General features: G+C 41.9%; 21 protein-coding genes. 14 read left to right on the top strand and 7 right to left on the bottom strand.

Translation table 11 applies throughout. The features are described 5' to 3' along the window. The first annotated feature begins 303 nt into the window (after positions 1–303). The 3 genes from ACSW3C_RS08855 (at position 304) to ACSW3C_RS08845 (ending at position 6,773) form a co-directional block, all read left to right on the top strand. A complete protein-coding gene (locus tag ACSW3C_RS08855; protein WP_486562176.1) occupies positions 304–5,073 on the top strand; it encodes a SpaA isopeptide-forming pilin-related protein in 4,770 nt (1,589 codons plus the stop codon). Positions 5,074–5,091: 18 nt separating this feature from the next. Further along, positions 5,092–5,703 carry a class D sortase gene (locus ACSW3C_RS08850; RefSeq protein WP_486562175.1) on the top strand — a complete coding sequence of 204 codons (612 nt, stop codon included), beginning with the start codon at positions 5,092–5,094 and terminating at the stop codon, positions 5,701–5,703. Positions 5,704–5,885: 182 nt separating this feature from the next. Next, positions 5,886–6,773 carry a diguanylate cyclase domain-containing protein gene (locus tag ACSW3C_RS08845; RefSeq protein WP_486562173.1) on the top strand — a complete coding sequence of 296 codons (888 nt, stop codon included), beginning with the start codon at positions 5,886–5,888 and terminating at the stop codon, positions 6,771–6,773. Positions 6,774–6,902: 129 nt separating this feature from the next. On the opposite strand, the gene ACSW3C_RS08840 is transcribed toward ACSW3C_RS08845, so the two are convergent. The 6 genes from ACSW3C_RS08840 to ACSW3C_RS08815 form a co-directional block, all read right to left on the bottom strand. Further along, positions 6,903–8,030: a response regulator gene (locus ACSW3C_RS08840; protein ID WP_486562172.1), complete on the bottom strand. Its 1,128-nt coding sequence runs from the start codon at positions 8,028–8,030 to the stop codon at positions 6,903–6,905. A 360-nt stretch (positions 8,031–8,390) separates the two neighbouring features. Then, positions 8,391–8,831: a hypothetical protein gene (locus ACSW3C_RS08835; protein WP_486562171.1), complete on the bottom strand. Its 441-nt coding sequence runs from the start codon at positions 8,829–8,831 to the stop codon at positions 8,391–8,393. After that, positions 8,828–9,640: a DUF3100 domain-containing protein gene (locus tag ACSW3C_RS08830; RefSeq protein ID WP_486562170.1), complete on the bottom strand. Its 813-nt coding sequence runs from the start codon at positions 9,638–9,640 to the stop codon at positions 8,828–8,830. Before ACSW3C_RS08830 ends, ACSW3C_RS08835 begins: the two co-directional genes overlap by 4 nt. A 20-nt stretch (positions 9,641–9,660) precedes the next feature. Then, positions 9,661–10,539 carry an NAD(P)-dependent oxidoreductase gene (locus tag ACSW3C_RS08825; protein WP_486562169.1) on the bottom strand — a complete coding sequence of 293 codons (879 nt, stop codon included), beginning with the start codon at positions 10,537–10,539 and terminating at the stop codon, positions 9,661–9,663. A 13-nt stretch (positions 10,540–10,552) separates the two neighbouring features. Further along, complete coding sequence (locus tag ACSW3C_RS08820; protein WP_486562168.1) at positions 10,553–12,019, bottom strand: aldehyde dehydrogenase family protein; 1,467 nt, start codon at positions 12,017–12,019, stop codon at positions 10,553–10,555. A 98-nt stretch (positions 12,020–12,117) separates the two neighbouring features. After that, entirely contained in the window at positions 12,118–13,740 is a 1,623-nt protein-coding gene (locus ACSW3C_RS08815; protein ID WP_486562167.1) for a helix-turn-helix domain-containing protein, read from the bottom strand. A gap of 340 nt (positions 13,741–14,080) precedes the next feature. On the opposite strand from ACSW3C_RS08815, the gene ACSW3C_RS08810 reads away from it, so the two are divergent. The 11 genes from ACSW3C_RS08810 (at position 14,081) to ACSW3C_RS08760 (ending at position 21,390) form a co-directional block, all read left to right on the top strand. Further along, a complete protein-coding gene (locus ACSW3C_RS08810; RefSeq protein WP_486562165.1) occupies positions 14,081–14,476 on the top strand; it encodes an SMI1/KNR4 family protein in 396 nt (131 codons plus the stop codon). A 75-nt stretch (positions 14,477–14,551) separates the two neighbouring features. Continuing rightward, positions 14,552–15,061 carry a DNA polymerase III gene (locus tag ACSW3C_RS08805; RefSeq protein ID WP_486562164.1) on the top strand — a complete coding sequence of 170 codons (510 nt, stop codon included), beginning with the start codon at positions 14,552–14,554 and terminating at the stop codon, positions 15,059–15,061. A gap of 62 nt (positions 15,062–15,123) precedes the next feature. Next, on the top strand, positions 15,124–15,654 hold the full coding sequence (locus tag ACSW3C_RS08800) for an ankyrin repeat domain-containing protein (protein ID WP_486562163.1): 531 nt from the start codon (positions 15,124–15,126) through the stop codon (positions 15,652–15,654). Between the two features lie 158 nt (positions 15,655–15,812). Continuing rightward, positions 15,813–16,220 carry a GNAT family N-acetyltransferase gene (locus ACSW3C_RS08795; protein WP_486562161.1) on the top strand — a complete coding sequence of 136 codons (408 nt, stop codon included), beginning with the start codon at positions 15,813–15,815 and terminating at the stop codon, positions 16,218–16,220. 739 nt (positions 16,221–16,959) lie between these two features. Then, positions 16,960–17,484 carry a hypothetical protein gene (locus ACSW3C_RS08790; protein WP_486562159.1) on the top strand — a complete coding sequence of 175 codons (525 nt, stop codon included), beginning with the start codon at positions 16,960–16,962 and terminating at the stop codon, positions 17,482–17,484. A 114-nt stretch (positions 17,485–17,598) separates the two neighbouring features. Then, entirely contained in the window at positions 17,599–17,973 is a 375-nt protein-coding gene (locus tag ACSW3C_RS08785; protein WP_486562157.1) for a DUF2750 domain-containing protein, read from the top strand. A 171-nt stretch (positions 17,974–18,144) separates the two neighbouring features. Beyond that, entirely contained in the window at positions 18,145–18,462 is a 318-nt protein-coding gene (locus ACSW3C_RS08780) for a DUF6572 domain-containing protein (protein ID WP_486562156.1), read from the top strand. A 2-nt stretch (positions 18,463–18,464) separates the two neighbouring features. Next, on the top strand, positions 18,465–18,947 hold the full coding sequence (locus ACSW3C_RS08775) for a hypothetical protein (RefSeq protein ID WP_486562154.1): 483 nt from the start codon (positions 18,465–18,467) through the stop codon (positions 18,945–18,947). A 224-nt stretch (positions 18,948–19,171) separates the two neighbouring features. Beyond that, the gene (locus ACSW3C_RS08770) at positions 19,172–20,119 is read left to right on the top strand and encodes an ATP-binding protein (RefSeq protein WP_486562153.1); all 948 of its coding nucleotides are present in this window, start codon (positions 19,172–19,174) and stop codon (positions 20,117–20,119) included. Between the two features lie 12 nt (positions 20,120–20,131). Continuing rightward, entirely contained in the window at positions 20,132–21,001 is an 870-nt protein-coding gene (locus ACSW3C_RS08765) for a tetratricopeptide repeat protein (RefSeq protein WP_486562151.1), read from the top strand. Between the two features lie 26 nt (positions 21,002–21,027). Beyond that, the gene (locus tag ACSW3C_RS08760; RefSeq protein ID WP_486562150.1) at positions 21,028–21,390 is read left to right on the top strand and encodes a hypothetical protein; all 363 of its coding nucleotides are present in this window, start codon (positions 21,028–21,030) and stop codon (positions 21,388–21,390) included. A gap of 132 nt (positions 21,391–21,522) precedes the next feature. Here the strand turns inward: ACSW3C_RS08760 and ACSW3C_RS08755 are convergent, their stop codons facing one another. Then, positions 21,523–21,672, bottom strand: coding sequence for a hypothetical protein (locus ACSW3C_RS08755; protein WP_486562149.1), 150 nt, complete (start codon positions 21,670–21,672; stop codon positions 21,523–21,525). Positions 21,673–21,734: the final 62 nt, after the last annotated feature.

The raw sequence follows: 21,734 nt of genomic DNA, 5'->3' as shown, positions 1-21,734 counted from the left end.
GAAAAGATAGGGGACCAGTTCATTCTACAAGCTGTAAATCATCGTTTTCCAAGCATTTTTAAGTGAAGTGTAAGAGATGTATAAGTATTGAACGGTAGTATAGATGTGTTGCAAAAGGTTTTTTCAACTTAAGCGACTGACAACATCAATTGGGAGAGTGATGAATTCCATATGTACTAGATGGAACCTTCAATTGATAAGATGACCTCTGTTTTTGCAGGTACCGACTCCGTCAAGGAAATTAATACTCTAGATACTCTGACGTGAGATGAGAATAAAAGAAGAAAGGATGAGACGAAAAGCATGAAAAAAGTTTATGTATTTATGCTAATGCTGTTGCTGATTGGCCAAACGATCTTGGGGCCGATAGCTACGGTGAGTGCTGCTGGCGATGAGAGTGTTTCCAGTATTAATAGTGCGGAATATCCCGAAAGTACAGAAGTAGTAAATGATGTTTCCCTTAATAATAAGGGAGACAATGATCCACAGAATGATGAAAAAAATGGAGAGGAAGAGTCTCTAAAAAATGAGGAAATAACTGAAGAGAAGGAGCCTCCAAAAGATGAGGAAATAATTGAGGAGGAAGAGCCCTCAATTGAAGAGGAAATAACTGAAGCAGAAGAGTCTACAGCAAATGAAGAGACAACTGAAACATTAGATTCACAATCAATTACTCAAGCTGCACAGTTAATTTCTAAAGAAGATTTTATTTTTACTGAAATTAAAATGTATAACGCTAAACCGCTAGATGATGGCACAGCTCAAGGAGAAGAAATCTCTGAAATCTCAAGTGTGAAACCAAAACTAGGCGATTACGTTGCTGTATTTTTTAGATGGGAGTTAAAAGATGATGAGCACCCTTATAAAGAGGGGGCATCTTTTACATTTCAACTTCCTGAGGGATTAAAAGTTCCTAATAATATTACAAATGGAGTTCTAGTTGGTGACGTTGGAACTTACAACGTTTACACAAATGGAGAAGTTACCTTGACTTTTAATGAGAATATTTTAGGACAAAAGTTAAGTGGATATTTCTATGTCTGGATTAAATACGACGAAGAGTACTTTGGTGAGGGAGATAAAAATACGGTTAATTTTGAATCTCTTGGAGGAACGGAAATCGTAGTTAATTTCGCAAACCCTTTTGAGAATAGTGAATTAACTAAAACAGGGCAGCCAAAGAAGAATGGAGAAAATAACACTATCAACCCCGATGAAATAGAATGGACTGTCCGATTTAATCAAAGCGAACAATCCATTATCAATGCAATTCTAACCGATACATTAGGAGAGGGATTGACCCTTAAAGGAAATACTGTTGACGTTTATGAACTAACTGTTCAACCAAATGGGAAAATAGTAGTAGCAGATACGCCTATAAAAAAAGATGTTGAACTGAAAGGTAAAGAATTCTCAGTACATTTTGATGATATTAATAAAGCATACGAAGTAAGATATATAACGACTGTTAAAGCTCCGGCTGCTGGGGGCGAGGTGAAATTTACAAACAATGCAGTGCTTACTGGTGATGGAACGGATGGGGAAACTTCTAAAGTAGGTAGCGCAACGGTAAAGTTTAGTGAACCATTAACAAAATCATCAGGTGGCGCAGTTGGTTACGATCCTGTCACCCAAACCACGACTTGGAAAGTTCAATATAACTATAATGAGCAAACGATTGAAAAAGAGAATGCGTGGATAGAAGATACTTTTGATACAACAAAATATGAGCTGGTTCCAAATTCAGTTAAGGTATATAACGTAACAATTAATAGCAATGGGACTGGTAAAAGAGATGCTGAATTACAGAAAGACAAATATAAAGTAGACGACAAGACTGTAAGTCAAACAGATGGAGGATTTATCCTACAGTTTAACAACTCAATTAATACCGCCTACGAAATTGAATATCAAATTAGACCAAAAGATCGTCGTGTGTATGACTCTGAAACCATAGAAAATAAAGTCTCAATTCATGACGGAACGAATAAAACAGGTTCAAAAGGAATCGGTCAAGTCATTTTCAAAAAACAAAATGCTGGAGCAGACTTCACAATTAATAAGACAATTGATTGGAAGCTTATTATTAACTCAGATAATAAAGTAATGACCGATATCGTGATTACTGATTCTTACGATGGTAACCATATGAAGTTACTTCCAGATACTATTTTGGTGGATGGACAAAAACTTGAAAATTCATCCTTCGAGCTTGCTTATCGTCCAGGTGAAACAGATTATAATAATGGCTTCGTAATTAAATTAAAATCCAACCAATCAATAAGAGAAGAAGCTGTCATCACTTACACGACGAAGTTTGATCCCTTAGCGGGAAAACCAAAGGACGGAAGTTATAAAAACATCGCAATATTGGATTGGAAGGAGAACGGTGAGTCTAAAAACCAAATAGAAAAAGAAGCTGAAGAACCTTGGTTAAACTATACGGAAGACAATGGAAAAAAAACCGGCCGATATAATCCTGCAAAGAAAGAGATTACTTGGACAATTGATGTTAACTACAATAATCGTGAAATAGAAAATGCTATTCTAAAAGACAAGTGGAATAGTAATGGAACGAATGCTGTTAGCCAAACATTTGTAAAAGGATCATTAGAAGTCCGTGAATTAATCCAAAACAAGGAAAATAACTCAGTAAGTCAGGGAGACCTAATTGAAACTATTACAGAAAAAGACCTAACTCTAAGTGAGAGTGGTTTTACGTTAAATCTGGGGAATATGGGTACAAGAGCTTTTAGAATTATATACAAAACGAGTCTTGATGGAGAGGACGGTAATATCGTAGGTTCATTCTCTAACTATGCTGAATTAACGGATGGAGGAAAAGAAGGGGTATTATTTGAAAAGTCAGCTAAACCAATTACACCTCAACATGATGGTAAATTTGTTTATAAAACTGGAAAACAAAAAACAGGTGCAGTCGATATTGCTGAATGGAGTGTAACCGTTAATCCAAGTCAGTCATTTATTAAAGCAGGTGCTGTATTAACTGACACTTTATCGGACAATCAAATCTTGTTAAGAGATTCGATCAAGCTTTATACGACGGTACTACCAGAAACTAATATTAATACTATTTCCAAAGGTGTTGCAGTAGACAACGGTGATTACACAGTCTCAGGAGAGGGTAACGAGATTATCATTACCTTTAATAGAGATTTAAGAACCTCGTATATCTTAGAGTATGAGTCATTTATTAATGCAGATGACGGTGATGTCATTAAAAATGAAGTTACCTTTCAAGGACAAACTCAAAACGCTACAGGTGGAGGAAGTAATGAGGGAATAAAAGTAGCCTTGGCAGGAGCTGGCGGTGGTGCATCGACAGGATCAGGCAAAATTAAAATTGTTAAACTAGGAGATGAAGGAGAGCCACTCCCAGGAGCAATATTTGAATTATATAATGCATCAGGAAAGACTCTTCTCGAAACACTTGTCACAGATGAAAATGGTGAAGTCGAAACGAAGAGAAACTATAGATTTAACGATAATAATGGTGGGCTACCTTACAAACTAAAAGAAATTTCAGCACCTACAGGCTATGTTATTGCAGAAGATTATAAAAAGCCTAATGAGATTAAGTTTAAAAATCCAGAAACACCATTTGAAATTGTAAACAAAAAAATCCGTCAGGGCTTCGAATTAATAAAAGTAGGAGACGACGATCTATCTAAGGGGCTAAAAGACGCAGAATTTGAATTATGGAAAGATGACGTACTTGTTGATACACTTACCTCAGGTGAAGATGGAAAAGTAATTCCTAACGGTGAATTAGAAGCTGGTGATTATAAATTAATTGAAATTAAAGCACCAGAACATTATCTGTTGAATGCAGAACCTATAAAGTTCACAATTATGGCTGGTCAGACCGAAGTATTAAAATTGGAAGACAAAGTGAACAACAGAGGAAAAGGAAAAATCATCCTGACAAAGGTTGATGCGGCAGATGACAAGCCGTTAGAAGGTGCGGTATTTGAGTTATTTACTAGTGCAGATCCAGTTAACTCCGTGGCTACAGAAACAACGGATGCTAATGGCGAAATCGTGTTCGAAAATTTGCCATATGACAACTATATTGTAAAAGAAGTTCAAGCACCAGAAGACTATGTTATCGATAAAGCTGAAATTAAAATATTGCTTGACCAAGAGGAGATAAAACTCTTACCAATTAAAAATAAGAAAATCGATCGCTCGTTTAAAGTTATTAAAGTCGATTCATCCAATTCAACTCTCAAATTAAAAGGTGCACAATTTGAGTTGCGTAAAAAAGATGTTCATGGGGATTATAAAGAATTGATTGGAACGAATACGACAGATGAAGATGGAGAAATTATCTGGACTAATTTGGAAGTCGGAGAATACCAAATTATTGAAACGAAAGCACCAACCGGCTATAGATTAGATGCTACACCAGTTTATTTCGAGATCCAGCAAAATCAAACGGAAACAAAAGTAGTTACGAAAGAAAATAGGAGAGTAATATCTCCACCACCAATGCCTGAGATTCCTGATACGGAAAGACCTACAAAACCTGAATATCCATCCGAACCAGGCACTCCTGGCGGAGAGAACCCATCCAATCCAGGAACTCCTGGCGGTGAAAATCCAAATCAACCAGGTAACCCAGGTGGAGAAGATCCATCTAACCCATCTAACCCAGGCGGAGAGGATCCAAACAATCCATCCACCCCAGGCGGTGAAGATCCAACCGATCCGAATCAGCCAGGTGGAGAGAATCCAACGAATCCTAACGAGCCGGGCGGAGAAAATCCGGACGATCCGAACCAATCTGGTGGGGCGAAGCCTAGCAAGCCGAACCAACCAGGTGGCTCTGGAAGTGACGGAATCACAACCGACAATTCAAAACCGAATGGCAAAGGAACAGATAGCAGTTCTCCAAATAGCAAAGGCCAAAACGGCAATAAAGGAACAGCAGCGGGTGGAAAGCTTCCACAAACAGGCGAAGAAACCTTGATGTACATGACTATTCTTGGATCTGTCCTGTTACTGATTGGTGGAGTGCTGCTCGTACGTCGTCGTAAGACAAATGAATAAGCCATACTAGAAGAGAGGATGAGAACCTTGAAAAACAAAAAATCGATTCTTGGGATTTTGTTTTTGCTAACGGGGCTCGTCCTCGTTTCTATTCCGCTCTATGTGGAGTGGAATCAGAATAAAGAAGTGAAGGCGATGGAGCAGGCGTTGTCCCTGATTGCTCAGTCGGATGGCGCCGAACCGGTTGCGCTGGATGCGATTCCGAACTTGACTCTGACGGAAGAAGAGTTGAGCCATGTGATGGAACTCGAAATTCCATATATCGAAATGAAGCAGCACATTTTGGAGAAAACGACAGATGACAATCTGAATATCGCGCTGACGCAGATCAAACCGGATCAAGTGCCGGGGGTGGGGAATTTTACAGTGGCGGGGCATCGGGGCTATCGCGATGGGCGTCATTTCAGCAATCTTGCCAAAGTGCCGATTGGCGAAAAAGTGTATCTGCATGCAGGCAAAGACACGTACGTCTATGAAATCACTAGCTCTGAAGTCATCGAACCGACTTTTGTTGAGGTTCTGGATGATACGCAAGGCAAGAATGAGATTACCATGATTACTTGCACCATTTCCGGCAAGAACCGAGTTGCTGTGAAGGGTGAACTCGTAGAACGAACGACAAGAAAATAGGTAACGATCGAGTCATTTCCTCTAGAGGGGGATGGCTCGATTTTTTTCTTCTCTCTCGTTCTATGGAAGTTCTTTTTTACATAAATAAGGAGTAAAGCGTGTCCTATTGCTCACTTAACTTTAAGTGTTTTGTAAGTATCGCTTGTTATGATGTAGAAAGATGGAAATTGAGGTGAGTCCACATGTCATTTATTAGCAATCAAGACTTGAGTAGCATAGATATGCTTTACCAGATACTAGACGAATCTTTTTTAGTTGTGTCTCTATCACTACATGGAGAAATCATTGATGCCAATACGGCATTCCAAAGTTTTCTTCAATATGACATAGAAGAGTTTTACTTAAAGGAATACGATGATTTAATCAATGATGGACCGAATTGGGCGGAACTCCGTGAGATCCTTGCGAAAGAGAAGCGCTGGCAAGTGGAGAGTTGTCTTGTGACCAAGCGGGGCGATTTGAAATGGGTAAAATCGACATTTATTTTGTTGAATGAAGGTGAAGAGGATGCCAAGATCCTCTCGTTCCATTTGGATTGTACGGAACAAAAAAGAGCCGAGGAATATAGACGTTTGGCGTTTCAGAATGAGCTGACTGGCTTGCCGAATCGAAGGGAAATGCTTTTATCGATGGAACGGCATGTTTTTGAGGCGGAACAGAATGATTCCAGTTTTGTTGTCTTGTTTATTGACTTAAATCGATTTAAATCCGTTAACGATTCGTATGGACATCATGTCGGGGATGCGTTGCTGATTGAAATAGGAAAACGCCTTGGGAATCTGCCCTACGAATTGGAACTTTATCATTTAAGCGGGGATGAGTTCGTTATATTAATGGACGATTATGCATCATTGGATGATGTGATTGCTTCTATTACTTTGGCATTCCATGACGGTTTTACAATGGATACGTATTGTGTCAAGTTGAGTGCAAGCATAGGAATCAGTCTTTACCCTGAAAATAGCAAAGATCCGGTTCGGCTGCTCCAACTTGCAGATCAGGCAATGTTCAAGGCGAAAGCCGGGGAATCCACTCGCTGGAGCTTCGCTGGATTTCCGTATATCGGGTGAAAATAATTGAACTACAAGTGGAGAGAAAGCATTATGGAATCTGGAGGAGTCTGTTGCCACACTAATCTTGGTGGGAACAGACTTGTTTTCAGTACCACAAGAGCCGCCCCATTGCACTTAAATTCAGGACTATCCTTTAACGATCATGTCATACAATTCTGTCGTTGTCTGATCCGGCAGAATACCTAATTCCTCCAGCAGCAGCGACTTCATCTCATGGTACACTTTCACGGCTTCCCCCCGATTGCCGATCTCTACATAAAATCGCATCAATTGTTGCACGGCATGTTCGGAATAGGGGTTAAACGTAACAAGTAAGCGCAAGTAGTCCAGTGTTTTATCGATTGCACCTTGTTGCTTAAAATAGTCCGCCATTTTTTGCAAACAATGCAACATTTTCTGCCGCACGCTCTGCGCTTTCGGCAAGTCCCAGTCATACCCCGTACATTCCAAGTAATCCCCGGTGTAATGCTCGATGATCCCTTCGAACATCTCGATTGAATCATCTGCAATCTCAGGATGCTCCTCCAACAGATTTTCAAACTGGTGTACATCACACTCGAACTGTTCCAAGTTCATCGTGTAGCTGCCATTGGAAAAAAGTATGGCGTTCGGCTGCCCGATGGAGCCTAATAATTTTCGCAAATACGACAATGTCGTATGAAGCTGTATTTTGGCTCTCGAATACTCTACATCTGGCCACAGGATTTCGATAAGCGTGTCGCGTTGAGTGGGGCTATGCAAATGTGTGAAGAAATATGCGAAAAGCTCTTTCACTTTCGCTGTTTTCCACTTAATCGGCGTATTGTGATGGTAGACGTTGAACTCTTTGAAACAGATGATTTTCAAAGTTTTTAGTTGGTGGGTTGTGTTGCTCTTCTCGTTGGAACGAATCCGCATTTGTTCTTGAATACGCAGTGTCGTTTTTTCCAAACGTTCTTGCATGATTGGTTTTAGGAGATAATCAATGGAGTCCAACTCGAAAGCTTGAACCGCGTAGTCCCGGTAGGCGGTAACAAAGACAATGAAGATATCCTTGTTCCACTCTTTAATGACATCAGCCAGATCCAATCCGCTCAATCCTGGCATTTCGATATCTAAAAAGGCGACGTCAAACTGAAGATGGTGCATGTCTTTCAGCATCTCCGTCCCATTCGGATAGGCCCCGACGACCTCTATTTTATTCGTTTTAGCAAGCTTTTTCTCCAATTGCTGCAATGCCAGCTGCTCATCATCCACGATAATTGCTCGAATCACCAGATACCACCCACCTTCATCTACAATCTACCAAGTTATATATTTCCAGTCATTATCTCAAATTCCATTTGGGTATGGCAAGAGGACGGAGGTAGGAGGGGGAAAGTTGGAAGTTTGGAGAATTATTATTACACAAAAGTACTATATAGAGTAATAGTTTAGTAGTTTATTCTATTAATTTATTCTTTTATTTCCAGTACTAGTGATTCGGTTTTCAGTATTTTTTTCCAATACTATCTATTAATTGTATAAAGGTAAATATAATTTGTATAATAATCCTTGTTGTTGAGAGCAGACACACTCCACCAATCCACAAAAAAACCATGCAGAGAACACCGCTCCACATGGCTTTATTCCAAATTAAAACCGTCCCTGAATCCTGAAAATAATCTCCGCAAATACCGAAGCGAATAAAAACGTACCCGTATACACAACTAATGAAATAATGACAATCCGCCAGCCGAGTTTTTTGAAGTCCTCGATATCTTTGCCGAGGGACAAGCCGGCGTACGCCAAAATAGGAGTGGCGATTGCCATGAAGTTAATCTTACCGGTTTGTTCTACTATCCAGCCATTCCCCGGAAAAATTGGTGTTGTCGCAATAAGCGCGATGAAAGAGATCCAAACGACTGCCGGGATCTTCACCGGCAAATAAGTAGCAAGTGCGAGCCCGATTACAGTCACGAGCACAATCAAGATCATGCCAGGCAATGCTTCGATCGGGTTGACTTTATAGCCGACCCAGTTGCCGATGATGGCAATGAGTCCGATCAATGATAGGATTTTTGCTTTTTCCATCATGATTGGTCGCCCCCTTTATCGATGGACAGCTTATTGCGTCCAAGCTTCGGCTCGAGCCAGTTATACAGTTTAGCTGTAACAGGCAGGGAGAAGAAGACGCAAATATAGGTGCCGAGAATGGTTGTGATCAAATTGGCTGCTGCCGCAAACAATGCGATGTCTTCCGCGTCATTTGGAAAAGTGACAGCCAATGCGCCTGAAGCGGCGGCCATCATACTGCCAGATCCGACGCCTGCCCCCATGGCGAGTGAGATAGGGTGCAGGATGCCAAGACTACCGAGGAAGCCGGCTAGCAATGCCAAATAGATGGCACCAAATACGGTACCGCAAACGTATACGCCCAAGGCACCGCGTCCTTCTGGAGAATCCGCACCGTATTTTTCGGCGATGATGGCAAGGTTCGGTTCCCGGTCGATAGAGAAAGTGGCTCCGATTGCTTCGCGTTTCATTCCAAGAAGGATGGCAATTGGCAATCCGATCGCGATCGTTCCGATGACGTGGCCGACTTCTTGGAAGGCGAGGGACAGTCCGGCCTCAAATATTTTCGGCAAGGATGGGCCGAGCATCGTGCCCAGCTTCGCAACGAACAGCATGAACGAAATGCCGAGTACGGTTGCCGCATGTTTCATTTGCTTGTCGCTCATCAGTTTGAATTTCGGCCAACTGACAATGGCCCCCCAGATTAACACATACAACATAGGAAACAGAGCGATGGTGCCTACCCCGATGTTGAATTGCTTCGCTCCGATCCATTCACCCACTACAACAAAAGCGAGCACAATGATGTGAAGCTTTACGCTGTTTTTCATCCCTTTCCCCTCCCTTTGCGTTACTTGCAAATTGTAGTATTTCCCATCCATTCCACCACTTGCCCTACGGCGCTTGTGTCCAGATGCCCTTTCCCCTGGGCTTTCGCCACCTCGTACAGCTGTTCAACGACAGAACTGAGCAGAGCGGGGGAATGAACCTCCCGAGACATGGCTGAATAGAGATTGATGTCTTTCGTCATATGTCCTAAAAAGAATTTGACGTCGTCATGTGTATTGTTTAACAGATTCGGTCCGAATACAGAAAGAACTTTGTTTTGTGCGGAACCAATCGACATGAGCTCCGCTATTTTTTTCGGGTTCACGCCATTCTTGGCGCCGGTGAGCAATGTTTCGCTCAGAAGCACCATAATACCGGCAACCATCATATTGTTGCACAACTTGACGACTTGGCCGGAACCGGAAGAGCCGATATAGCGGATTTCTTTGCCGATGGATTGCAGCACCGGCAAGACCGATTGGAATGCGGTCACCTCGCCGCCAACCATTATCGTCAAGGTCCCGTCATTCGCCCCGGCTGGCCCATTGCTGACTGGGCAGTCCAAGTAATAGATGCCTGCCTCCTGCGCTTTTTCTGCCAGCCGCTTGGTTACTCCGACATCTGTCGTACTCATATCTAACACAAAGGCGCCTTTTTTCAGGTGCGGCAAGAGTGCCATGAACGTCTCCTCCACGAGCAAGGAAGTCGGGAGGGATAAAAGAACTGCATCAATTGTTGTTGCTTCTTCAGTTGAAGAAGAAGCCGGCACAGCACCAAGCTTCTTCATCTCGTCTTGCTTCGCAGAATCCGGATCAAAGGTCGTCACTTCAAAACCATTCTTCAGTAAATTTTTCACCATGCCGGCGCCCATTGCACCGCAGCCAATCATTCGAATTTTCATTTTGGCATCCCCCTTACGGCTTCATATACACCGTTTTCAAATCTGTCCAGAAATCAAGTGCGGTGCTTCCTTGTTCCCGCGGTCCGATGCTGGACTCCTTTTTGCCGCCGAACGGGTAGTGATTTTCAAAATACGTTGATGGTAAATTCACATGCGTGACGCCGGATTGGATATTGCGTACAAAATGGAATGCCTTCTCCAAGTCTTTTGTATAAATGGTCGAAGAAAGGCCAAATTCGATAGCATTCGCCATGGCGAGTGCTTCTTCGTAATCTTCTACTTCAAACACGCCAATGACAGGCCCGAAGATTTCTTCCTTTGCGATTGTCATGTCTGGACGCATATTGCTGAATACGGTCGGTGCGACAAAATAGCCGTTTTTCAGGTCCCCATCTGTCAATCGCTTGCCACCCGTTTCAAGTGTAGCGCCTTCATCAATGGCGGTTTGAACATAATGCAAATACGTATTCAGCTGATTTTCATCGATGACGGGGCCGTTCGTTGTCTCTTCATTCAAGCCATCTTGAATAATAAAAGATTCTGCTTTGGCTACAAGCCGATCCACGACTTCGCGATAGATCGATTTTGGGACAAATAATCGGCTTGTCCCGGTACAACGCTGGCCGTTATCATAAAAACCGCTCGTAACAATGCTGTCGATCGCGAGATCCAAATCGGCATCCTCTAAAATGATGGCCGGATTTTTCCCTCCCATTTCCGCCTGCATTTTCCCGCCGTGCTGCGTCACCGCTTTGCCAAGGGCCACCCCGACATCGGTGGAACCCGTGAAGGAGACGGCTTTCAGCTCTTTATTTTCACCGAATTCCTTGCCAATTACAGCGCCAGAGCCGAATACCATATTGATCACGCCAGCAGGAACACCTGCTTCTTCAAACAGCTCAATGATTTTTACGCTGATGAGCGATGTGGTGCTGGCGGGCTTAAAGACGACCGTATTACCAGCGATGATCGCCGGAGCGATTTTCCACACGCCGATTCCGAGAGGGAAGTTATACGGCGCGATGACGCCCACAACGCCAAGCGGTTCCCGGATCGTATACGCAAAAATTTCTTCATTATAAGAAGGCAGGGTTTCCCCAGCAAGCCGGGTTGCCTCACCGCTGAATTGCTTCATCGCTTGAATCGTTTTTGTCACTTCACCGCGTGCTTCGCGAATGGACTTACCTACTTCCTTCGTAATCGTGTACGCAAGCTCTTCTTTATCGCGCTCAAGCAAGTTGATCAGTTTGAAAATCACTTCACCGCGCTGGGGAGCAGCTGTATTTGCCCAGCCAGGGAATGCTTCCTTTGCCGCGTCTATCGCTAGTCTGACATCTTCAATCGAAGATTTTGGAAAGCGGCCGAGCACTTCGCTAGTATTTGCTGGATTAATGCTTTCGTACAATTCGCCGGTTTCCGATGAAACCCAGTTGCCGTTAATATAGTTTTGATAGATTGGAGCCAGTTCTGTTCCGTGCATTTGGTAATCCTCTCCCTTTCTAATCTGATAACGCTTTCACTAATTATAAAATTTAGATAAAGGAGAGGGTATGTGTCTTTCAACGAAAATATCCTCTATTATTTGTTGCTTACGACAGCATGTGTCGGCAAATAGTCGACAATTTCAAAAGCCGTAATCAGGCAGACAAGCGCTTTTTTGTCGTGCAAATTAATAGAGAGGAGATCTTCAATCTTTTTTAATCGATAGGCCAGTGTATTTGGATGAATGCATAATTGCTGGGCGGTTTCTTTGTGCCGGCAATTCAATTGCAAATATGTCCGAAGTGTCTCCAAATCAGTTGAATCGCCCGACAATAAAGGCCCTAAATGATCCTCCACATATTGGCGCAAGGTCTCGGTATCGACACTATGCCATAACCTTTCGAAACCGAGCTCTTCAAAGCGGATGATATGCCGTTCCCGTGATTTCTTGGCGAGTTGCAACGCATCCTGCGCTTCTCGGTAGCTTTCTCCGACTTGTTGAACCGTTACATTTCGACCAATTCCGATGACCATGTCATGGTCGATTAAATGACGAGAGAGTTCGTTGAGCCCACTGGAAAGGGCTGGCGATAGCCGAGGCGCAAGGATGAGGACGGTAAATCCCCGGTTAAATACAATGACATCCGCATCCAGCCGCTGCAATGTACTTTCGACTTTTCGCATGACCCGTTCTTTGGAAATCAACGAATCATGGAGCCAAAGCGGCTTGTCCCTGCCTTCAATGAGTATGCAAGTGACCGTCTTGTAGTTTTTCAGCTTGTTGAACTTGGGATAGTACGTCATCTGATGGTCCCAAGTCCCTTCCATTAATGTAAGGAACAGCTCTTCTTTCAACTTAGTCTCCCGTTCGAAAAGATTATTCTGTTTAATTAATTCAAGAACAATAGCATTCGATGCCTGCTCAATCGCTACTTTCTCCAAGCTCGGATAGTTCTCGAACGGTTGCGAGAGAAGAAAATAGCCCAGCGTTTCATTCGACGAGACAATCGGAAATACAATGCTTTCTCTCTCGTTTCTTTCGTCATACGAGACAGGGGCGGTAAGGATTCGGTTCAGCACCTCAACAATCTGGTCAATGCCCTTGCCTTCTAATAGAATGGCCGAAAACCGATGATGGATTTCTTGGATCGTCAGTAGATCGGCATTACGCTGCTCCAATTCCTTATAGATCCGGCTGTTTGTCAGGGCAATCGCAGCCTGATCCGCCAGTATTTTAATTATGAGGGTCTCCTCTTCCGTGAATTCCTCATCATACGTATTGAAATTATCAACTACCAACACACCAATGCTTTCATTTTGATATATGAGCGGAGCCGCCAGAACACTTTGGATTTCGCGATGGCCAACCGCCTCACTAAAATAACGGGCATTTGCCGGGGACATGTTCTGCATAAACTCTTTTGCCTTCGACAGTGCGACATTGTAAATTTGCTTCTCCTGGAAAGCCCGTCCTGTAATGGATTCACCCGGCCGAAACCGGATCTGTTGAATAGCGGCTTCTTCCACCTTGATGCCAGCGGAATAACGTAAAAACCCTTCCTCATGCCACTCATAAATAATAATCGTATCCGCTCGCTCCACTAAATCCATCGCCGCCGCCATCAAGTTTTTAAGCACCCGCTGCTCATCCAAGCTCTGTGTCAACAAAGCATTCAAATTGAACAGCTGCTGGCACTGTTCATACGTTAATTTCACCATTCGGCACCCTCATTTCGGAAATATTGTTATGACAACTATAGAGGAAAATTAGGTGGGATGGGAGTAGGTTAATAGAAAGATTTTTGAGAAATAGGATATTTGAATATGTGTTCATGCTAGTCGGATGGCAGGAAAGTTGCGTAAGCCGTTTGCCAGATAGCTTGGGAAATGTGTCTTCGCTACGGAATAGCTTATTTTATTGTTGATGCTTTTATTAAGAAAGGATGTGGAATAAAAGGAGTAATCGAAAACGATGTTGAATACAACCCGTAATAGATTTTATGGAATATGTTTGGATGAAGTATTATTTCTATTTGATTTAGAAAGGTCGATTTATAAAATGATTACATTTCCATTGATAACAGGCTTACAAAGAAATGATTCGGCAGATGGTAGAGAGATGTTAAAAGTGGAGAGTGAAATGAAGGTCACGCTGCCGAATGTATACAGGGAATTGCTTACATCTACCAATGGACTTTCACTTGGCGGGGGATTAGCTATTTACGGAACGGATGACCTTATGGAAAGAAATGAGACGTGGGAAGTAAGTGAATATGCAGGTGGATATGTTGCGATTGGGGACGACGGTGGAGGCAACGTCTTTTTAATGAGACAAGAGCTTGAGGCCATAGAAGTATTGCTAGTCGACTGTGGTGATATGGATCCTAAAAACGCCACTGTCTTATCACCTGATTTTGTTGAATGGGTAACGGATGGATTTCCCGTTAACTATTAGAAGGGATGTTCTTGTTAACGCAAACAAAAAATTATTTTTCTTGAAGCTATAAAAGGTTGTACGGGGGAGTGAGATTTGGAGATTACACTATACCATGCATTTCTGCCTGATAATCATCCACATCATATTCCTCTAAAGACAATCATGGAAGAGGGAATTAAAAGTACGACTCCATCCAATTATGTGTATGGAAATGGTGGGAAAATAAAGGTAGAGTGTACAGAACAGTGCAGGCCAGTTGAGGCACCAGACTGGATTGACTTCAAAAAGGCGGTAGGGGTGAATTTATTTAACCGATACTCTACATCATTCTGTTTCCCTGTATTTACAGAAAAGATAAAGGTGTTTAGTGGTGAAATTTCATTCAATATTTATGATCAAGCCTTGTATGAGGACTTAAAATATACAGATGAAGAAGCTTGGAACTTTGATACGGGAGAGAGTATTGAGTATTGGGTGAGAGAGTATTGGAAGAGCATGAAGTCCATAGAGCAATATCTAGAGGAAAAACCTTATAGGAAACCGGAAATACTATTACCTGAAGACGTCCCAAACCAAATTATTAATGTTTGTGAAGAGGAATAGTAATTCGTTGGTTAGTAGTTTCAGTAATGAGTTGTATTATATTTTGAGAGGGATTGTAATAAATGGATATCGGTAAAGCAGATTTTGGTACGGTAATAAAATTCGGGAACTTAGAAAAGTTACTGCAGAAATTGAATGTTGAAAATAAACGCATTGAAGAGGTAGTGGACTCTGTTGATGAAAACGGCATTAGTTTACTCGAAAAGTCGTTGATCAGTAGAAAGTTTGATATCGCCAATTATTTACTAGACAATAAAGCAAAGGTCAATATTGTTTCCAAAGAAGGCTGTAATGAATTGCATTATCTAGCAGCAAATAACAACTTCCCAGGAGCGATTGAAGTGGCTGACAGATTGGTTAAAATGGGCGTTGATTTGAATGCCAAAGACGAGAAATACTCAAACTCTGCCATCTTTACCTTATGTCTAGAAGTACTGAAAAAGCGCACGGAAGAAGGAAACGAATTCATTGTTAGTTGTTTGAGGAAGAAACCGAATGTCCATGACTTCAATAAATCAGACTACTCACTAGAGCGATTGATAAAAGAGCGTGGGACAGATGACATGAAAAAAGTTTTGGAGGCAATTAGTTGATAAAGAGGCCGTTATTTTTTAACAAATAACTAGGAGTGTTAATTTGATGCATTTAGCACTCTAAAAAGAATTGACACGAAAAAGAGAAATATAGTGAAAAAAAAGTGAGGATGAATCTAAGAATTAGCCTAAAGTAGGTAAGGTGGGAGGGGAGTAATTTGGTTTATAAAGTTAATATTAATATGCCGATTTCAAATAATGAAGTGCCAGAATTAAGGGAGCTTGTGGGGTGGGGGAGAAGAAATGAAGATTACCCGGTATTGTTTGAACGATGTAATTTTTGGGCTGGCGCTAGAAATGAAAATAATAAACTAATTGCATTTGGTTATGTTTGCGGAATGGGCTTAGAACATGGATATATGGAAGATATTATTGTTCATCCAAATTATCAAGGTCTGGGATTAGGGGGTAAATTGGTACAAGCATTACTACAAGAGTCTGAACGTTTTGGGTTAAGCATAGTAACGGTAACATATAGTCCAAACAAAACTAGCTTTTATAAATCATGTGGCTTTACACCGGGTTCTGGAGGGGTATGGCAATCAATCTCCAAAGGATCTCGTTAACCATATAGTTTTTCACATGTTTCATTGATATGCTCATTTCCCAACTCTCCTGTATCATTGTCGCCAATTCAGGACTCCATTTCCCATATCTATTGTTTTGCCCATTTACATCTTCTTCTCATGTGACAATGCAAAGGTACTCCTTGCGCATGATTTGTGAATTCGTCACATTAGTCACAATAATTGAATTTGGCAACTTCAATAGAGAGATTATGATTCTTCTTTTTTCCTGCCAAAAAGGATTATGCATAAAGGAAACAAGACGCCGATTGCAGTAATTAACAGTCCTAATGATAAATGACCGTTTCTGTACTGTGAGACCAATAAATATAGGGCACCTAATTCCCATAATATCAATAGTACAAAGATTGTAATCAGCTTCATGTTCATTTTCGGCATTCTCCTCTGGGGTTATCCATATTTATGATATTGATTGCAGCAACCATGCCGGTTCTTAGCCCATGTTTTTACTTTATCAGACATATCATATGATTTATTATTACAAACTAACGTAGCGTTTGTTCCTAGGTCAGGCAGCTTTTTCTCCAATTCTAAAAACATGTTACATGATATTACCCAAAATATGTATATGTAAAAATAACCATACTTTTTAGTGGATATTTTTATAGTAAAGAGTTTTTTCCTGCAAATAAGCAGAGAAGTAGCCTTGTATTTGATTTTGGCTTATTCAAAAATAAATGTTGCAGTCAATTGCTTTCTAATGGGGTCTTGTAGAAAGATGCAAAAAGAAATGACAATCTCCGTAGTTCTATATGGAAAGTTACATCCTTGTCCTCCTGAAAATTTATATGAATTTTATAGCTATGCACAAGACGTATTAAGAGAAGTTGAAGTTCAGCCAACTCATATTGGTATACATGGCACATCATTTAAAACGGGCAAAATTAATGCGATCCAGAAGATTGAAGCTAAGTTAATGAAAGCACTAGAAAAGAAAGAAGAGATACTTGCACTTTCTATCTATTCTTTGCCTGAAAATTACAGCCTTGCTGCGTTTGATTACGAGGCATACATCAGTTTAGAGAATATAGAAAGAAACCAATACATGTTATTGGCTACATTCAAGGAAGAGTTATTTACAAACGTTAACGAGATTCAGCTTATAGAGGAACTTAAAAAATATATTGGATTTGAGTCAGGAGAAATTTTCCGACTATCTAATCTGGAAAGTCCCCAGATCTATGCGTCAAAATCCAATTCAGTAGAGGCGTTTACTACTTTGGATCTTATTAAGACTTTCTGATTCGAAAGAAGCAAGATTTACGTTAACAGGCGGAGAAATTATTGAAATTTTACCGTAAAGTTAAGCAGAAATTCTTTTATTTCTAACGAAATTCTAACCCAGGAGGTAGCCCGATTGAATCAAAAAGAAATTGAAGTGGTTAGTGCGCTTCCAGCGGTAGAACGGTATGCGTATTTTATTAAGAAGGTTGCTGACTTTGAGGAAGTATGGGGTTTGTATAATGATGGCTGGGCTGTCTCGGAAGATACAGAAGGAAATTCTCTTCTTCCTTTTTGGCCAATGAAAGAATTTGCTAGTTTATGTGCAACAGTAGAGTGGAAGGGTTACGAAGCGAAGCGGATTGAAATCGATGAATTTATTCATGTATGGCTTCCAGGAATGAGGGCAGACGGCATTAGACCTTCGATATTTTTGAATCACCATGATTCCGCCGTCGTAGAGATTGAGGTGCTGCTGTCCGATTTAGAAGAGGAATTAATGAAGTACTGATTGGCCCTAAGATAGAAAAAGTAAAGAATTTGTAATCAAAAGTCTGCAGGTAATGTTGGTAAGTGTTTGGAGTAGGCTCGGGGACAAGTTCCATAGTGACGATGGAAATAACACTATTGCACTCAAGTTTATTCCAAAGAGTGGATTCACAGCATGAAAGGAGAATAGTCGATGACAGTTCTTGAAGTAGATCAAATTGACGGGATGGGGAAGAGCCAGGATGGCAGGCAATTGCTTTTCCTGATTAGTGATCATCTGGATTGGGAACAAGAAGGGGAGCATTTGCTGTTGCTTCAGGAAAAGATTAATGCTTATCTATCTTTCATCGAGTCGCAACAATATGCAGATCATTATCCAGATGAACAGTTCCAGGAGTTTGTCATTGAGATTCGTTTTTTACACGCCCCTACTGAGAAGTGTGAAGAGTTTCTAGCTGTTGTGGGTGAGCAATTACAGCCTTTTCATATCTCGATTGCTGTAGGAGAGTAAGCGTGAAATTGAAGGGAAATGGGCATCTGTTCATGTTTCGAAACGAAATAAACAAAGAGTTTATGGAGTTCCAAGAGGCAAACCATGGGGATTTTACATGGTGGAGTTATGTGAATATGAAGGCGGATGTGAGTACGGCGCTCGGCTTCGCTAAGTTTTTTTATCCCGATATTATTGAAGTCGATGGCTACTTTTTAATGCAAGACAAGTACTCGGCAAGAAATTTTGAATTATGGAAGCGGGAATGCGGGCAAAACAAAGTGGAAGTTGAACAGATGATGAACTTGTATCAAGTGAGCGATTTTTTTCATATAAATCGGGTGGAAGCTGAAAATCTGGAAGAGCAAATTGCTGCTTTGGGGCAAGCTTTGCAAACATTTTGGTCACTCAGTTTTGCAGACCGCTTTCCGGAACGGGCCATCTCGGTTCCTTTATGGAAAGAAAGTGATGGGGAATTATATATTACGGTATTTGAACAGGTTTAGCACTCGCAGGAATAGTATTTATTCCAGGCGGGTGCTTTTATATAGGAAGAACCGAAAAATACGAACTTTGGCTCATAAAAAGCAATCGGAACGGTGCCTAAACGATTCGTTGCGACCATGGACGAAGCTGGTAATGTATTGTAAACTATTTCGTGATTGGTAGAATATTGTATTTATTTTATATAATGTGTGCTGGAATACCTGCATCTTGGAGGGGGATGTCTATGTCGAACGAGCAAGAAGGAAAACAGGCACAGCTGAGAGTGATTCAATTTGATAGGTCAAGGTATGAGATGGTTGAAAAAACCCAGCCGAGAGAGACTTTTGCTGATGTGGGTGGACTGGAGGAAGTTAAAAAGAAGGTGCAAATGAATTTTATTTTGCCCTTGCAAAATCCGGAGTTCTTCCAGGCTTTCGGAAAAGAGGCAGGTGGGAGCTTGCTTCTATATGGGCCTCCGGGCTGTGGTAAAACCTTTTTAGCGAAAGCGATTGCTGGAGAAATTAATGCCAATTTCCTTCACATGGAGCTGCAGGCGATTTTGTCGATGTGGGTTGGGCAAAGTGAGCATAACCTGCATGATGTGTTTGAAACAGCTCGCGCTTATAAGCCTTGTGTGCTGTTCATTGACGAGCTGGACGCGATCGGGGGTAATCGGCAGAATATGGGGCAGCATCATGAACGGATGTTGGTTAACCAGCTGTTGCTTGAGCTGGATGGCTTGAATGCCCATAACAGCGGGGTCTATGTCATTGGTGCGACGAATACACCATGGTACTTGGATTCAGCTTTGCGGCGTCCTGGCCGGTTCAATCAAATGATTTTCATTCCACCTCCGAGTGAAGCAGAACGTGAATTGATTCTTAAATTGAAATTGAAAGACAAGCCCCAGGAGGACTTGAATACGAAGAAAATTGCTGGGAAAGCCCAACATTTCTCCGGTGCCGACTTAGAGCAAGTGGTAGAGGATGCGGTGGAGCAAGCCTTGCAACGTTCGCTCGAGTCTGGTGAATTGCAGCCGATCACGCAGGAGGATTTGCAAGACTCGCTGAAACGACGGAATCCCACAACATTGGAATGGTTCTCGACTGCGAAAAACTATGCGATTTTCAGTGACGTTAATAAGGATTACGAACATGTCCTCAATTATTTAAGGGATCACAAGATTCGATAAGGGGTGCAAACGATGGAGAATGGTAAAGATGCTCATCTGGAGCGGATTGTCCATTTGATCGAATGGGAGCGATTTAAAGAAGCGATCCGAGAAACGGAATCCTATTTAAGGGAGTACCCGGGGGATGCAGATGGCTATGGCATCATGGGGAAAATATATTATGAGTCAGATGAGCTTGAAAAGGCGATGCATTGGTCAAAGGAAGCGCTAAAGGCGGATCCAGTAAATGCTTTAGGATGGGAAGTCAGGGCAGGTACGCTCTATGCGCAAGAAAAATGGAAAGAGGCCATGGCAGCATTTGAGGAGGCAAGGGTGCTTTTTCCACAAGATAGTTTTTATTATATTTTGGCAGGCAATATTTACAATCATAAAGCCAAGTATGCAAAAGCAAAGGAAATGTTTCAAATTGCTTTAATGCTGGAACCCGAAAACGCCATGTCCCTGGCAAGTTACAGTTATTCGGAAAGTTTACTGGGCAACCGCGAGGCGTCCAAAGAAGCCGAACAGCAAGCGTTGAAGAACAATCCGAACAACCCGGAAGTTTTCATGTATTGTGCATGGGCTGCTGACCAGCGAGGCGATTATGAGGCCGCTTTGCGATATATCGAAAATGCTGTTCGTCTCAATCCGAAAAACTCCCAATACCGAACAGAGTACTTAGACATTTTGCAAAAGCAATTCAAACTGTATCGCTTCTTTTTAGCTCCAGCAAAATATCTGACGAGTATAAAACCTGTATACGCATTGCTCCTATGGCTTGCTGTCTGGTTTGTCTTTAAACCATTACTTCTGATTTTCCTCTTTCTTTACGTAATCGCCCATTGGGTTACGAAAATGATCGTAAATCTGCGGGTGTTCGGGAAAATATTTGTGAAGGCATGAAGAGGCTGTTATAGGAAAGGATTCGTATGAAAAAAGACATCATGAAAATACTCGGCATCCTTACAGGCATCTTCGTTATCACCATTGGCATCATCATAATCGGTGTCGTCCTCTTGTTTAATCAAATAGGCAACTATTTTGGCCACGCGGATGAAGACTTGATCCGGTATGCGGAGAAGACTCACGGCATTGAAGTCGAAGTGGTCAACAACCCGGGACGCGAACCTGCCAGCTTTGGCGGATTGATTTTCGAAAACGCGACCGTCCGGACACTGGACGCGGAGCAAGTGACTTTTGAGATAACGATCAATGTGTTCGGCCATATTTCTGGAGATGATTATGAGGAAGCGAAAAAGAAGAAGGCTGAGGCTGGGGAAGATGAACTGTAGTGGATGCGCTGCTTAAAGAGACTTCACGTGTTGGAGTCTTTTTTTTGATTTTGGGTGAGTGTTTAATAGCTAGGTTAGAGTGCTCGAATGGTTCCTCGCACCGTTCGTATATTCCGGTGACCGCTAGATTATTCACGCTAACCGCTCGTATACTCCAGCGAACCACTCGTATATCCCGGTAACCGCTCGATTCCTTCCGGCACCGCTCGTATAATCCAGCAACCTCTCGATTCCACAGTCCAACCACTCGTATATCCCCAGCCACCGCTCGAATAATTTCAAAGATGCTCCAATACTTGCAGCGCATTGCCATGTATCATGTCGATTGCTCGATTATTTAGATA

Source organism: Sporosarcina sp. AD_1, from assembly GCF_057373025.1.
This window is presented reverse-complemented; position numbering and strand designations above follow the sequence as displayed.

Bases quoted from the DNA above. Each gene is read 5' to 3' on its own strand.
- ACSW3C_RS08815 (WP_486562167.1), bottom strand. From the start codon at position 13,740: ATGGTGAAATTAACGTATGAACAGTGCCAGCAGCTGTTCAATTTGAAT.
- ACSW3C_RS08825 (WP_486562169.1), bottom strand. From the start codon at position 10,539: ATGAAAATTCGAATGATTGGCTGCGGTGCAATGGGCGCCGGCATGGTG.
- ACSW3C_RS08760 (WP_486562150.1), top strand. From the start codon at position 21,028: ATGAAAAAAGACATCATGAAAATACTCGGCATCCTTACAGGCATCTTC.
- ACSW3C_RS08850 (WP_486562175.1), top strand. From the start codon at position 5,092: ATGAGAACCTTGAAAAACAAAAAATCGATTCTTGGGATTTTGTTTTTG.
- ACSW3C_RS08790 (WP_486562159.1), top strand. From the start codon at position 16,960: ATGCAAAAAGAAATGACAATCTCCGTAGTTCTATATGGAAAGTTACAT.
- ACSW3C_RS08845 (WP_486562173.1), top strand. From the start codon at position 5,886: ATGTCATTTATTAGCAATCAAGACTTGAGTAGCATAGATATGCTTTAC.
- ACSW3C_RS08780 (WP_486562156.1), top strand. From the start codon at position 18,145: ATGACAGTTCTTGAAGTAGATCAAATTGACGGGATGGGGAAGAGCCAG.
- ACSW3C_RS08820 (WP_486562168.1), bottom strand. From the start codon at position 12,019: ATGCACGGAACAGAACTGGCTCCAATCTATCAAAACTATATTAACGGC.
- ACSW3C_RS08810 (WP_486562165.1), top strand. From the start codon at position 14,081: ATGATTACATTTCCATTGATAACAGGCTTACAAAGAAATGATTCGGCA.
- ACSW3C_RS08770 (WP_486562153.1), top strand. From the start codon at position 19,172: ATGTCGAACGAGCAAGAAGGAAAACAGGCACAGCTGAGAGTGATTCAA.
- ACSW3C_RS08835 (WP_486562171.1), bottom strand. From the start codon at position 8,831: ATGATGGAAAAAGCAAAAATCCTATCATTGATCGGACTCATTGCCATC.
- ACSW3C_RS08830 (WP_486562170.1), bottom strand. From the start codon at position 9,640: ATGAAAAACAGCGTAAAGCTTCACATCATTGTGCTCGCTTTTGTTGTA.
- ACSW3C_RS08800 (WP_486562163.1), top strand. From the start codon at position 15,124: ATGGATATCGGTAAAGCAGATTTTGGTACGGTAATAAAATTCGGGAAC.
- ACSW3C_RS08765 (WP_486562151.1), top strand. From the start codon at position 20,132: ATGGAGAATGGTAAAGATGCTCATCTGGAGCGGATTGTCCATTTGATC.
- ACSW3C_RS08855 (WP_486562176.1), top strand. From the start codon at position 304: ATGAAAAAAGTTTATGTATTTATGCTAATGCTGTTGCTGATTGGCCAA.